Annotated in this window: 12 protein-coding genes; 1 reads left to right on the top strand and 11 read right to left on the bottom strand. The window is 39.0% G+C overall.

Annotated features, from left to right (window positions below):
- Nucleotides 1–64: 64 nt before the first annotated feature.
- The 4 genes from HMPREF2731_RS02315 to HMPREF2731_RS02300 form a co-directional block, all read right to left on the bottom strand.
- Complete coding sequence (locus HMPREF2731_RS02315) at nucleotides 65–913, bottom strand: MurR/RpiR family transcriptional regulator (RefSeq protein ID WP_002287653.1); 849 nt, start codon at nucleotides 911–913, stop codon at nucleotides 65–67.
- A gap of 224 nt (nucleotides 914–1,137) precedes the next feature.
- On the bottom strand, nucleotides 1,138–3,078 hold the full coding sequence (thrS, locus tag HMPREF2731_RS02310) for a threonine--tRNA ligase (RefSeq protein ID WP_002326078.1): 1,941 nt from the start codon (nucleotides 3,076–3,078) through the stop codon (nucleotides 1,138–1,140).
- Between the two features lie 336 nt (nucleotides 3,079–3,414).
- The gene (locus HMPREF2731_RS02305; protein ID WP_002287649.1) at nucleotides 3,415–3,594 is read right to left on the bottom strand and encodes a 2-hydroxymuconate tautomerase; all 180 of its coding nucleotides are present in this window, start codon (nucleotides 3,592–3,594) and stop codon (nucleotides 3,415–3,417) included.
- 46 nt (nucleotides 3,595–3,640) lie between these two features.
- Entirely contained in the window at nucleotides 3,641–5,464 is a 1,824-nt protein-coding gene (locus HMPREF2731_RS02300; RefSeq protein ID WP_010726566.1) for a heavy metal translocating P-type ATPase, read from the bottom strand.
- A gap of 277 nt (nucleotides 5,465–5,741) precedes the next feature.
- Here HMPREF2731_RS02300 and helD point away from each other — a divergent pair, with 277 nt between their 5' ends.
- Complete coding sequence (gene helD / locus HMPREF2731_RS02295; RefSeq protein WP_002324386.1) at nucleotides 5,742–8,021, top strand: RNA polymerase recycling motor HelD; 2,280 nt, start codon at nucleotides 5,742–5,744, stop codon at nucleotides 8,019–8,021.
- 92 nt (nucleotides 8,022–8,113) lie between these two features.
- Here helD and HMPREF2731_RS02290 read toward each other — a convergent pair whose 3' ends face one another.
- The 7 genes from HMPREF2731_RS02290 to HMPREF2731_RS02260 form a co-directional block, all read right to left on the bottom strand.
- Nucleotides 8,114–8,761: a hypothetical protein gene (locus tag HMPREF2731_RS02290; RefSeq protein ID WP_002324387.1), complete on the bottom strand. Its 648-nt coding sequence runs from the start codon at nucleotides 8,759–8,761 to the stop codon at nucleotides 8,114–8,116.
- A gap of 178 nt (nucleotides 8,762–8,939) precedes the next feature.
- Nucleotides 8,940–9,659, bottom strand: a complete 720-nt coding sequence (locus HMPREF2731_RS02285; protein WP_002287641.1) for a YebC/PmpR family DNA-binding transcriptional regulator — start codon at nucleotides 9,657–9,659, stop codon at nucleotides 8,940–8,942.
- A gap of 130 nt (nucleotides 9,660–9,789) precedes the next feature.
- Entirely contained in the window at nucleotides 9,790–10,941 is a 1,152-nt protein-coding gene (locus tag HMPREF2731_RS02280) for a nucleotidyltransferase (protein WP_070872249.1), read from the bottom strand.
- Between the two features lie 216 nt (nucleotides 10,942–11,157).
- Nucleotides 11,158–11,898, bottom strand: a complete 741-nt coding sequence (locus HMPREF2731_RS02275; protein WP_002287639.1) for a class I SAM-dependent DNA methyltransferase — start codon at nucleotides 11,896–11,898, stop codon at nucleotides 11,158–11,160.
- 3 nt (nucleotides 11,899–11,901) lie between these two features.
- Entirely contained in the window at nucleotides 11,902–12,261 is a 360-nt protein-coding gene (rsfS, locus tag HMPREF2731_RS02270; RefSeq protein WP_370531476.1) for a ribosome silencing factor, read from the bottom strand.
- A gap of 20 nt (nucleotides 12,262–12,281) precedes the next feature.
- Nucleotides 12,282–12,875, bottom strand: coding sequence for a bis(5'-nucleosyl)-tetraphosphatase (symmetrical) YqeK (gene yqeK, locus HMPREF2731_RS02265; protein ID WP_002287635.1), 594 nt, complete (start codon nucleotides 12,873–12,875; stop codon nucleotides 12,282–12,284).
- Entirely contained in the window at nucleotides 12,859–13,509 is a 651-nt protein-coding gene (locus HMPREF2731_RS02260; protein WP_176747849.1) for a nicotinate-nucleotide adenylyltransferase, read from the bottom strand. Before HMPREF2731_RS02260 ends, yqeK begins: the two co-directional genes overlap by 17 nt.
- Nucleotides 13,510–13,514: the final 5 nt, after the last annotated feature.

Below are 13,514 nucleotides of genomic sequence, written 5' to 3'. Positions count from 1 at the left end.
TAGTTGTCTAGCTTAATTTTACAATCGGCGTTCTAAAAAACTTATATAAAAAATAGTAAGGTTTTTATTTCGAATCCATAAAATATTCTTGGATTGCTTCTCGTGTTTTTTTCACTTTTTCGCTAAGCTTTTCGTTTTTAGCCATATAGAAATAAAAAATGATATCGATCGTAGCAAATTGGGCCAAAAGTGAATTAGTTGCCGCACTTCGATTCGTGATTTCTTTTGGTCTAGATGTTTGTACGAGTACATCGGCTATCTTGCTAAGCGGGTTATTTCCAAATTGCGTCAACGCAATGATTTCGATATTCATGCTTTTCGCCAGCTCGGCTAATGCGACTACATCTGCACTTCTACCTGAGTTTGAAACAAGCCAAAGCACTTTCTTTTTCTCATTGCTGACAAGTTGCGGGAGCAAAACGTGGATATCTTTTTCAAAAATGATTGGCTTACCGACACGAGACCATTTTTGCAGAATATCTTCTACTACTAAAGAAGAGGCGCCAACCCCATATAAAAAAACAGTCTCTGCCGATTCCAAACACTCTACGACTTTTTGGATCGTTTCTTCTTCTAGAATATCTACTGTTTCTTTTATCGCTACTTGTGCATTGTTACCAAGTTTGTTTTTGATAGAGTAAAAGGATTCATTTGCTTCTATATCACTAAAACCTTCATCGATTCCAGTCTGTAGTTCTGTTGAAATCGTGATTTTGAAGTCCGTCAGACTTTGAAAACCGATTTTTTTGGAAAAACGTACAACTGTCGGCGCACTCAACCCGGAAGCTTCTGCTAATTCATTAGCTGTCATTGTAGGGACCTTCTCAATATTACCGATAATGTAGTTGGCCAACTTTTTTTCTGCTGAGGAATAATCTTCCATCATACTTTCAATACGACTAATTACGCTCATAAGTTCCTCCACCCTTTTAATGATAGTCTATGTAAGTATACCATATCAGACCCTTATTCACGGTCGTATACTGGATAAAAAAACAAAAAAACAATCCGCCCAACAGAATATCTTATTCCATCAATCCCACAGATTCTATTGAGCATCTGTGTCTTTGAGGAATACCTGTTATCTATTGTTCGGATTGTTTTCTATCTACTACTTTTTTACAGGAAATTTACCTATTAGTTTTCTCTGCTGTAATTTTTGACTTCTGCTTCCATAGCATCAATAAAGATATTCAAATCTTCTACAGCTGTTTCTTTACTTCCATAACGACGTACATTTACTGTTGCATCTTCCAATTCCTTGTCTCCAACAACTAATTGGTAAGGGATCTTTTGTGTTTGAGAGGCACGTATCTTATAGCCCATTTTTTCATTACGATCATCAACTTCTACACGCAAACCCTTCATTTGCAAGCGTTCTTTGATTTCATAAGCATAATCGCCATGTGCATCAACAGAAACAGGGATGATTGTTGCTTGTATAGGTGCCAACCATGTTGGAAAAGCGCCTTTGTATACTTCTGTTAAATAAGCGACAAAACGTTCCATTGTAGAAACGATTCCGCGGTGGATAACTACTGGACGATGCGTATTTTCCCCGTCTTCTCCAACATATGTCAAATCAAAGCGCTCTGGCAATAAGAAGTCTAATTGTATAGTTGATAATGTTTCTTCTGTACCAAGAGCTGTTTTGACTTGAACATCTAGTTTTGGTCCGTAAAAGGCTGCTTCGCCTTCTGCTTCAAAGTAATCTAATTCTAATTCATCCATAGCGGCTTTCAGCATTGCTTGGGCTTTTTCCCACATTGCGTCATCATCAAAATATTTATCTGTATTGTTTGGATCGCGATAGCTCAAGCGGAAACGATAATCTGTAATATTGAAGTCAGCATATACTGCCACCATCAATTCAAGCGTACGTTTAAATTCATCTTTGATTTGATCAGGACGAACAAATGTATGACCATCATTCAACGTCATTTCTCGTACACGTTGTAAACCTGACAAAGCACCTGATTTTTCATAGCGATGCATCATTCCTAATTCAGCGATACGAATTGGTAATTCACGATAAGAATGGATCGTGTTTTTGTAGACCATCATGTGATGAGGGCAGTTCATTGGACGAAGAACAAGCATTTCGCCATCTCCCATATCCATTGGCGGGAACATGTCTTCTTGATAATGATCCCAGTGTCCAGATGTTTTGTACAACTCAACATCTCCCATTATTGGTGTATATACATGTTGGTAACCTAGACTAACTTCTTTGTCTACGATATAACGTTCGATCGTGCGTCGGATTGTTGCCCCTTTTGGAAGCCAGAATGGCAAACCAGAACCTACTTCTGGGGAAACCATGAACAAGTCAAGTTCTTTTCCTAGTTTACGATGGTCTCTTTCTTTTGCTTCTTCACGGAGACGGATATATTCTTTCAAAGCTTTCTTGTCAAAAAAGGCTGTCCCATATACACGTTGCATCATTTGATTGTTTGAGTTTCCACGCCAATAAGCACCTGCCACTGATAATAATTTGAATACTTGTATACGGCCAGTGGATGGAACATGTGGTCCACGGCACAAATCGATGAATTCGCCTTGTTGATAAGCAGTAATCACTTCTTCTTCTGGCAATTCACTAATCAGTTCTACTTTGTACGGATCACTTGCAAAAATTTCTAATGCTTCCTGTTTTGAAAGAACACGGCGTTCGATTGGCAGATTTTCTTTGACGATTTTCATCATTTCTGCTTCAATTGCTGGCAAATCTTCTGCAGTTACTTGGTTTTGTCCATTATCTGTATCGTAGTAAAACCCTGAATCGATAGCTGGTCCAACGCCAAAGTGGATATTTGGATAGAGGCGACGCATGGCTTGGGCCATCAAATGAGCTGCTGAATGACGGACTAAGCCAAGTGCATCTTCATGGTCTGGTGTGATGATCTCAATACTTGCATCTTCCTCGATTGGACGAGTCAAATCAACGAGTTTGCCGTTCACTTTACCAGCTAAAGCTTTTTTTGCTAAGCTTTTTGAAATGCTTTCAGCAATTGCCAATGTTGTTGTTCCAGACTCAAATTCTTTGACTGCACTATCTGGAAAAGTAATTTTTATCATAATAGTTTCCTCCTTGAAATGTTTTGATTGATCAGATCATCAAGCTGAAAAACAAAAAAATCCTAGCATCTCTTGAAAAGAGATACTAGGACGAAAAGTTCGTGGTTCCACCTAATGTTCAAACGCAAATGCGTTCCTCAAGCGTTGTAACGGTCCGACCGCCCTTGCTTCAACAAGGGTTTCGAAAGTGGTCATCCTTTGGTTTTCTCCTGGAAAAGTTTCAGCCTAGCTTTTCCTCTCTTATCGAAGACTCTCAAATTCAGTTGGCTTTCTCATCAATCAATTATGTGTTTATTTAACCACTAATAAATAGAAAAATCAAGTGGGAAACTAAACTTATTTTTTCCATTCCCCATTTACACCGTATGTTCCTTTTTTCATCTCATTGATGATGACATGGATGTGTTCTTTTGGTGCCTGCGTGTTTTTATGAACAGCTTCCGTGATATCTTTCATCATATTTTCTAATTGTTCCGGACTGCGACCTTCTACTAATTCGACATGTACGAATGGCATAATGCTCTCTCCTCTTTCTGATCGTTCTTTTTTCAACTCGATTCTATCATACTATGTTTGTCTTGGGTACTGAATCAGGAAAAATGGCTGGATCTTTTTTTGCTCTCAAGGCACTCAAAATAGAGAACGTATCCACGACTTCTTGCAAAACAGCTCCGAATAATGCGGGGATTAGTCCCGTACTTGCAATTAACATCAAAAAAATACAAATAAAGATGCCAATCAGTACAGACTGTTTAGCTATTCTCATCGTATCTCTTGAAATCACTACTGCTTTTGCTACACGCAAGAGATCATCTTTCAAGATGACCGCATCTGCACTTTCACTAGCAGCTGTAGAACCATGAGCCCCCATTGCAATACCGATATCTGCAGCAGCAAGTGCTGGAGCGTCATTCACGCCGTCTCCTACCATCGCAACAGGTCTTTGATCTTTAGGGATACTTTCTAAAATGGTCAGTTTATCTTGAGGCAAGCTACGGGCATGTACAGAATCTAATTGGACTTTTTCTGCAATCGTTTGAGCAATGGCAGATCCATCCCCGGTGATCATCATCAAATTTTTCACATCAAGTTTTCTTAGCTCCTTGATTGTCTTTGCTGCTTCTGGGCGAATCTGATCCGAAAATAGGATCGTTCCTGCAAAAGATCGATCAATTGTTACATAGATTGCTGTATTGGACGTTTCTATTTCTTCAGCTGAAACAAAAGAGGCACGTCCAATCTTTACTTCATGATTATTGACTACTGCTTGGATTCCTTGACCGGTCACTTCTTTCAGTTGACTAACAGGATACAGTTGGCTGTTTTTCACGTTGTTCACTAACGAACGAGCTAAGATATGGCTAGATTCCTGTTCTGCACTAGCTGCATACAGAAGTAGCTCTTCTTTTTTTATTCCATTGACTGGCTGAATCGCCTCTACTTCCAATACCCCTTTGGTAAGCGTTCCTGTTTTATCAAAAGCAATCGTTTTTGTACGTGCGAGCTTTTCAATCGTTGTTCCAGTTTTTACAACGATCCCGTTTTTACTTGAACGGCTCATTCCTGCAACTAAAGCAATGGGCGCAGCTAGAATCAGTGGACAAGGTGATGCCACTACCAGTACCTCAGCAAATCGTAAAGGGTCTTTTGAGAACCACCAAGAAATACCACCGATCAAATAAGCAATCAACGTGAAAGGGACTGCATAACGATCAGCTAAACGGACAAACCGGGCAGGCTTTTCTTTTGATTCTTCGACTAGTTTAATAATCATTTGATACTGGCTGTCTGCGGCACGTTTTTCAGCGATCATTTGGATCGATCCGTCTCCATTTAAAGACCCTGACATAATCTGATCTCCAGGTTTCTTGGTTTCCGGGCGGGACTCACCTGTCAAAGAAGATTCATCGACCGAAGATTCTCCTTTGATCACTCGACCATCTGCAGGTACAAGTTCGCCAGGTTTGACTAGTAACTGGTCATCAATATTTATTTCATCGATCACTATATCCTGCAAATTTCCTTCTTTGAATCGATGGGCAATTCTTGGGGTGTTATCTAACAAAGACTGGAGTTCTTTACCCGCTCGTTTATTCGCGTAATCCTCTAGACTATCTCCGCCCGTAAGCATGATCAATATCATCAAACTAGCCCAGTATTCTTTGACGGCTAATGTTGCAAGGATTGCGGTAATCGCTAATACATCTACGCCATATCTTCCTGAACGTAACGTCTTGATCATTTCCAAAAACATCAAGAAGGCGAGAATCCCTCCAGTAAATGCGACAATCGCAAATGCAAGGGCCGGCTGGTGAAAAACAAATTCACTTAATAAAGCTATTCCACCAATAAGCAAAGTAAGTAAAAATTTTTTGAAATGTGTCATTGTTTTTTCTCCTCTTTTATGTGACTTAGAGAGGTTAGTAATAAATTTCCAGCTGCCTCTTTCATCTTAAGCATAGTCCTTGACTAGCACTTTTTGAAACAATAGGTCTTAATTGAAAACAACTATCACTATCAGCGTTTCCAAAATTCATCAGTTCTACAAACAAAAATATTCAGCAAGGATGACTTTTTCGATTCATCAGTTAAAAAGTACCTTTTTTCGAAAAACTATGCTATACTTTTAATTCGTTATTTACGGCGGAAGGAGCAAACATGCGATGAATGAGAAACAACTAGAACAAACGCACGTGGATGAAACGATCGAACTAATCCAGATCGAACAAAATATGCTGGATACAAAACAACAAGAATTGACTCAGGAAATGAATCATTCGACAAAAGACACAGCTAATCACAAGATTCGAGCTGGTTCCAATGAAGCTTTTTATGAATCTGCTGTTGAATATCGCCAACATGAGCAGGAATTGCTTTTGAAATACCATACTCTTGAAGCACAGCAAAAACGCCTGCAAACGTTGTCTGTCATGAAAGATAGTCCTTATTTTGCCCGTATCGACTTTAAAGAAGACCGTGAAACAGAAACATTATATCTAGGTATCGCTTCTTTAAGAGATTTGGCAGAAGAAACAATCGTTATTGACTGGCGCGCACCAATTGCCAATCTTTATTATGAAGGTGAGATTGGTCCCGCATTTTATGAAACTGAAACAGATAGAATAGATGTCGATCTGCAGTTGAAACGACAATTTAAAATCCAAGAAGGACGTATTTTATCTATGGTAGATACGTCGGAAGTAATCAATGATGACTTTTTGCTAGAGATATTGGATGAATCATCAAGCAACCATATGAAAAACATCGTCTCTACGATACAAAAAGCACAAAATGCAATCATTCGGGACACAACAAGTAAAGTAATGCTGATTGAAGGAATCGCCGGAAGTGGAAAGACATCCGCTTTGCTTCAACGTATTGCTTTTCTGTTGTATCATAATCGCAAGTGGCTAGAGGCTGAAAACGTTCTTCTATTTTCACCCAACCATTTATTTTCTGATTACATCTCGACTGTATTGCCTTCATTAGGTGAAAGCGGCGTGCCTACACAGACATTCAAAAATTATTTGGTGCAGCTGCTGCCAGAGTTTTCTTTACTAGATGAACAACAACAAGAAAGTGGTTTTTTGCTAGGGGAAAAAGATCCGATACAAGTGATGAAAAGCGGATTGACCTTAGTCGATCAGATTGATCGCTATATCCAAGGCATCACAAACTACGGTCCCTTGTTCCGTGATATGAAAATAAATGGCCGTACGATCCTATCAAAGGAATCGATTCGCCAATGGTATAAAGAAACAAATGAACAATTACCTTTACATCATAGACTCTCTCTATTACAAACGAAGCTCCTGAAAAAATTAGGCGGTCTGCAAAAAGACGAAACACGTCAGCAATGGGTCAAAGATCTAGCGGAAGAACAGCTCCAAGAACTATACGCAACAGATCCAAATCTTGAATATACAGAACAAAAGGAGCGTTCATTACGTAAAAAACTGGCCAACCAAATCGTACGTAAAAGATTCCGTCGAATCCATCGAGGGATCATGAATTATCAATTTGTCAATATAACGAAACAATATCTCCACTTTCTACAAACTGTGCCACTTTCTCTTCTAACACGACATAAAATCAGCGAGACCAGATGGCAGGAACATTTGACAACTGTTCGTACACACTTGCGTCAAAGAGAATTGCGTCAAGAGGATGCTGTACTATTCTTTTTACTGATGCGCCGAACATATCCAGTGACGGTTACACACAAAGCTCGCTATATCTTTATTGATGAAATGCAGGATTTCGCACCATCACAAGTGGCATTGCTGCAAGCCTTGTTCCCAAAAGCAAATTTGACTTTCTGTGGAGATCTAAATCAAAATGTCTTTGGAAATGAAACGATCGTTGGATCATTGGAAGACCTTTTCGTGGACCGTGAAGTCACTCGTTTCCAATTAACGACAAGCTATCGCTCCACAAAAGAAATCACTGATTTTGCTAATCATTTTATTGCAAAAGAACATCAAGTAGAAACAACAGCAAGAAAAGGAGACCTTCCTTTGCTCATCCAAGGAACAACAGATGATATCAAATTGAATTGGTTAGCAGATGCCATTCGAACGACTCAGGGAAAAGCCCGGTATTGGCGTACAGCAATCATAGCTAAAACACAAGAAGAATGCGAAGCTCTTTATGCTCAACTGCCAGACGAGTTGAAACAACAAGTCCAGCTGATTTTAAATGAGAGTGACTTTATGAAGCGTTCCATTATTTTACTTCCAGCCTTTTTAGCAAAAGGTCTGGAGTTTGACCGAGTTTTCTTGTGGGATGTAGATGCAGAACATTTTTCTTCTCAGCAAGACAAATTGATCCTTTACACCATGTGTACACGTGCGATGCATGAATTGACCCTTTTTACCTCCAATAATGAAAGTCCTTTGTTAAACAATATGGATATTTCATCTTATGAGAAAAAAGTACTGTAAGTAAAAAGACAACTGCTATCATTAATGTTAGCAGTTGTCTTTTTATTTACAATAATAATTGCAGAAAAAGTAATTCAATCATTTAAGGTCATTTATTCTATATATAAATCCAAATCTGTTTCAGGATATTTTAATTTGACAAGCGAAATAATCATTTTCAGTTCTCCCATGTTTTCTGGATATTCTGGGTCAAATACCTTGCTATGACGGCCAATCCCGCCATTGTCGATCAATCGGTAAATTCGATTCCATTCAATGAATTGGTCAATTGATTGGAAATTGCTGATTGGATAGCCGCCACAATCCAAAATCTCTGATACACGAAATGCTAGGTATGCACTATCGATCACTTTATTTTTTTTCGTGTCTATCTTCTCATTTCTTTCGATAAGAATTTTTTCAGGACGATGCTTCAAGCTCCACTCTAATAGTAGAAAGAAAGCCTCCATCCGATACTCTTCTTCAAATAACCGAAAGGCTGAATCAGAACGACGAAAAAGCAGCGGAATCAAATATTTTTGTCTATAAATCAGCATTGGTGCGCGGTCCACCATACACTCTAAATAACGGTTCAGATACCCTGTACCGACATAGTTTCCTAATCGATAGCCTTCAACGCCGAATCTTGCGTATTTTTGCGCTAATTTTGAACAATCAGTTACGTTCACAGCTAACTCTTCTACTTTGCGGTAACCGCTTAAGATACGTTCAAAAGGTTCTAAAGTGATTTTTGCTTCCATATTCTTCCCCGTCCATCTTCCACATACTTCATATCATTTCACATGATACTTATGCTCTCATCATACCACAGGTTGAATTAGAAAAGAAAATAAATCACACAAAAAAGCAAGACAATCTGTTAGTGAGATTGTCTTGCTTTTCGAAAAAGACTGAATACTTTTTGTTAAAACTGGTTGCTTAGTCTTCTAATGCCACATTATGGAACACATGCTGTACATCTTCTAGATCTTCCAGTGCATCAATCATTTTTTCAAATGTTTCTTGATCTTCTGGAGATAGTGTTACCTCGTTTTGAGGGATCATTTGGATCTCAGCGATTGAAAAATCAGTGATTCCTTTTTCTTTTAATGCTTCTTGTATACTATGGAAATCCGCTACTTCACCGTAAACGATGATTTGTCCTTCTTCTTCCATTACATCGCGAACATCGATGTCTTTTTCCATTAGGTATTCAAGGATCTCGTCAGCGTCTTCTCCTGCAAAAGCAAAGATTGCTGTATTGTCAAACATGTAAGAAACCGCTCCGGAAACACCCATGTTCCCGCCATTTTTCCCAAATGCTGCCCGTACGTCTGCTGCTGTTCGATTCACATTGTTCGTCAATGTATCAACAATCACCATTGAGCCGCTTGGTCCAAATCCTTCATAGCGCAATTCAGAGTATGTTTCATCTCCTGCACCTTTTGCTTTTTCGATTGCTCGGTCAATAATATGTTTTGGTACATTATAAGTTTTAGCGCGATCAATGACGAAACGTAGTTTTTGGTTTGCATGCGGATCAGGATCACCTGATTTTGCTGCCGCGTAGATTTCAATCCCAAATTTTGCATAAATCCGGCTATTATTAGCATCTTTAGCAGTTTTCTTTGCTACGATATTTGCCCATTTACGTCCCATATTTTCACTTCGCTTTCTGATTTGATAGTTTCATAACGCAAAAACGTCCTGTTCCATTATACTTGTGAATCACGATTCTGTGAAGCTTTTTTTCTTTCTTCCTTCATTCTTCTCATTTTTAGTCAATTATCTATACTCGGATTGGGATTCGCCCGAAATTCTGTTCCGGAATATTGCCTCCCAATTGATAGATTTGATCACTTCTAACTAACAGTTCCGCTTCTTGTGCCTCTTTTTTTCCGATTCGGGAATAAATAGAAATCTCTTTTTTTTCTTTTAAGAATCTTCTTCCAACATCGGTAAATCCAAGTAGTCGAAGATAATTTTTATTTTGTTGGACAGGAATCTCTTGCTTTTTGATATTCAGCAAGACATAACAAGATAATCGTTGGATCCGTGTCCATGTATATCTTTTTGTTTTTACCTTTGACACAAAATCCTCAAAACTATCAGCAGTTGCAGCTGCTGTTTTCATGCGCGATTCTATTCCTTCGGTCATCTGATAGATATCTGTCAGTTCCAGCAAAGTAGAAGATAACAACCGATAACGCAAATACGGCCAATAAGATCCCCAAGTCTGCAGCGAACAAGTTGAAAGATCTTCTTCTGTCTGAGGCGGCACAAGTCCAGCTATCCTTTTTCCTTCTTCTAACGCATGGCGAATGGCTGTTGCACTGGCTATCGTCTGATCTGTGATGATTTTTTCATGATAGCCTGCACTTTTACGTCGGATCGGATGTAATTCCATAGGGTGGACATACTTGGCATTTTCCTTTGCATAACTTAATCCCAAGATATGATTTGGCGAAGAAAAATCAAGCACAATATCGGGATACAGACTGCGAAAAACCTCAGTCATTTTTTGCGGATAACTATACGTTTGATCAGACAGTTCTTGAAATGCCACTTCTATCCTATCTTGATTCTCTTGGACAAAGCGTCCGAAACTGCTGTAATCAAACGAAGTCTCTTCTTCTGTTCCAAAACACAAACTGTCACAGTCCAGTGTTTGCAAGATTTTTACTGCACCTTTAGCAAAATAGTCAGCTGACTGAACCGCCCATTCGACGGGAAGCTCCACTACTAAATCCACACCATTTTGTAAAGCTTCATTCGCGCGATGCCATTTATCGATGATAGCCGGTTCGCCTCGTTGCAAAAAATTCCCGCTCATTACAGCAATGACGACCTCTGCTCCTGTTGTTTTTCGTGCCATTTCCACATGATAGCGATGTCCATTGTGAAAAGGATTGTACTCTACGATAATCCCGCAGCTTTTCATGCGCATCCTCCTTCATAGTTATCGATAAAAAAGAAATAGAGACAAGTAAAAAAAGGCAAAAATCGGAAAAAATACCCGAACTATATAAACTATTCTCGCAAACACAATACTTCTGCGACGAAAAGCTGCACTACAAGAGCAATGCCTATATCGTTCGGATATATAATTTATGTTGAAGATTTATTCTTTTCTTGTTAACTCGAGCAGGCAAAACCGCTAGTCTTTGTATGCTACAAAGAACCAGCGCTTTGATTTCTCTGATGCTGCTTCGTCTGTAAAATCAGAAAATGCTTCGACTTTCGAAAAGCCGCTGTTTTCCAGCATTCTTAAATAACTTTCCAATGGATAGGTACGCTCTTGATGTAGTTCATCTTCACGAATAAATCGACCAGACCCTTCTTGTTCTTCAACGAAAAAGGTAAGAAAATGTTCGATGCTGTGTTTCTCGCTTCCTGGATAACTATCCCACAAAAAAGCAAAATTATCCCCTTGATAATGATAGCTATATTCTGGAAAAACCTCATCTACTTGATAGGTGGAGTGTACGTCAAATAAAAATCGGCCATTTTCTTCTAACGCTTGATAGACTTCATCAAACACTTGCTGTACCTCTTGTCTATTTTTCATATAGCACAGCGAATCAGAAAAACAGGTAATTGCCTGATATTGTCCGATTTCTGATAAATCGAGCATATTGCCTTCCACAAATTGGATCGATGCGTCTTCTTCATATGCTCGCTGGCTGGCAATCATCAACATCTCTTCTGAAAGGTCTAACCCTGTCACTTTATATCCATCTTTTGCAAAGGCAACCGCTAATGCTCCAGTACCGCATGCCAGTTCCAAAATATTTTTTGTGTCTTCTTGTAAATGACGTTTCGAAAAAGCTAGCCATTGCTGATAAAGTGTTTCGTCCATCACTTCATCGTAAATGAAAGCAAATGTTTCATAAGCCATATGTTAATCCAACCATTCACTAAGATCGACTAGCGGAGCATCTGACCATAGTTTTTCCAGATTATAGAAACTTCGTTCTGGCGCATGGAAAACATGTACGATCAAATCTCCAAGATCGATCAATACCCATTTTCCGCCTTCTTTTCCTTCAATACGTTTTACTTCATATTTGTTTTCTTCTTCTTTATCAATGATTTCTTCTGTAATTGCGTTGATTTGACGTTCGCTATTTGCTGAACAGATCATGAAATAATCTGCCAACAAGGAAACATTTCGAACGTCTAAAGCGATAATGTCTTCTGCCCGTTTTGAATCTGCTGCTTCAACCGCAATTTTTAATTGTTCTTTACTATCTATGATGATTTCCTCCTAATATGAGCAGCTTATTTTTTTGCTACCCAGTAATTATATGTTTCGATTGTTTTTGGATAAATCTGTTGTTCTTGCGCAAGCAAATGGGCCAATGTATGTTTTGTTTCAAATGCTACAGCTTCGTCTAGATCAGCCCATGCAATGGCTCGTGCATCTTGTACCCCAGGAAAATCTCGACCTGGTTCAATATAGTCTGCTACATAAATGATTTTGTCAAGGAGACTCATCTTAGCAGCCCCAGTCGTATGCACCCGGATTGCATGAAGAATCTCTGCATCGGTGATTCCTAATTCCCGCTCTACAAACGAAGCGCCAACAAGACCATGCCAGATTGCATTATTATAATTCAATAACTCTGGATCAAACCCGTCTCTTACGATTACCATTTTGAACTCCTCATCTGGTCGTTCTTTTGCATAATCATGTGTCAATGCAGCAATACTAGCTTTTTCAGGAGAAGCACCGTATTTTTTGGCAAGAGCCACGGCTGTTTCTTCTACTCCAAGCACATGCTTGAAGCGTTGTTCGCTCATTCTCATCTGTATTTTTTGCATCAGGTTTTCTCTAGAATAAGCAGTATATTCATTACTATAGTCCATATTCATACAACCCTTCATTTTGAATATAATCAATTACTTTATCTGGAACAAGGTAGCGGATAGAACAGCCTTCTTTGATCTTTTGACGTATTTTCGTGGAACTGATGTCGATCTCAGGTACATCTACCCAAATTACAGGATATGAAGTATCCGTTGTGTATCCTGGTCGACGTATACCCACAAAGTTGACCATAGAAGTCAGCTCATCGATTTTATACCATTTTGGCAAATATTCTACCATATCCCCACCGATAATAAAGTAATAATCTGTATCCGGATTGTTTTGCGTCAATTCCTTCATAGTATCATAGGTGTAACTTTTCCCACCACGAGCTAATTCAATCGTTTCAATCTGCAAAAAAGGATTGTCTTCCACAGCTAATTCCAACATGTTGAGTCGATGTTTTGCATCAATCGTCTGTTTCTCATCAACATGAGGTGGCTGATAAGAAGGCATCAAAAATACGCGGTCAAGACCTAAATTCCGGCCAGCTTGTTCAGCCATCACTAAATGTGCAAGGTGAACGGGATTAAATGTTCCGCCCAAGATCCCTACTTGCTTTTTCTTCTCTAGGAATTGAGGCATTTCTTCAGGAAATAATTGTGAACGAACAAATGTCTTAGCTTGCGTATTCATCATGGTCA

This window comes from Enterococcus sp. HMSC072F02, from assembly GCF_001837725.1.
Classification (GTDB): Bacteria; Bacillota; Bacilli; order Lactobacillales; family Enterococcaceae; genus Enterococcus_B; species Enterococcus_B lactis.
Note: the sequence above shows the minus strand (reverse complement) of the source record. Positions and strands in the feature narration are given on the sequence as shown.

What these genes read in the sequence shown, in the direction of transcription:
- HMPREF2731_RS02290 (WP_002324387.1), bottom strand. Translation starts at nt 8,761, where the DNA reads ATGGAAGCAAAAATCACTTTAGAACCTTTTGAACGTATCTTAAGCGGT.
- HMPREF2731_RS02315 (WP_002287653.1), bottom strand. Translation starts at nt 913, where the DNA reads ATGAGCGTAATTAGTCGTATTGAAAGTATGATGGAAGATTATTCCTCA.
- HMPREF2731_RS02305 (WP_002287649.1), bottom strand. Translation starts at nt 3,594, where the DNA reads ATGCCATTCGTACATGTCGAATTAGTAGAAGGTCGCAGTCCGGAACAA.
- HMPREF2731_RS02280 (WP_070872249.1), bottom strand. Translation starts at nt 10,941, where the DNA reads ATGAAAAGCTGCGGGATTATCGTAGAGTACAATCCTTTTCACAATGGA.
- thrS (WP_002326078.1), bottom strand. Translation starts at nt 3,078, where the DNA reads ATGATAAAAATTACTTTTCCAGATAGTGCAGTCAAAGAATTTGAGTCT.
- helD (WP_002324386.1), top strand. Translation starts at nt 5,742, where the DNA reads ATGAATGAGAAACAACTAGAACAAACGCACGTGGATGAAACGATCGAA.
- HMPREF2731_RS02285 (WP_002287641.1), bottom strand. Translation starts at nt 9,659, where the DNA reads ATGGGACGTAAATGGGCAAATATCGTAGCAAAGAAAACTGCTAAAGAT.
- HMPREF2731_RS02275 (WP_002287639.1), bottom strand. Translation starts at nt 11,898, where the DNA reads ATGGCTTATGAAACATTTGCTTTCATTTACGATGAAGTGATGGACGAA.
- HMPREF2731_RS02300 (WP_010726566.1), bottom strand. Translation starts at nt 5,464, where the DNA reads ATGACACATTTCAAAAAATTTTTACTTACTTTGCTTATTGGTGGAATA.
- yqeK (WP_002287635.1), bottom strand. Translation starts at nt 12,875, where the DNA reads ATGAATATGGACTATAGTAATGAATATACTGCTTATTCTAGAGAAAAC.
- HMPREF2731_RS02260 (WP_176747849.1), bottom strand. Translation starts at nt 13,509, where the DNA reads ATGATGAATACGCAAGCTAAGACATTTGTTCGTTCACAATTATTTCCT.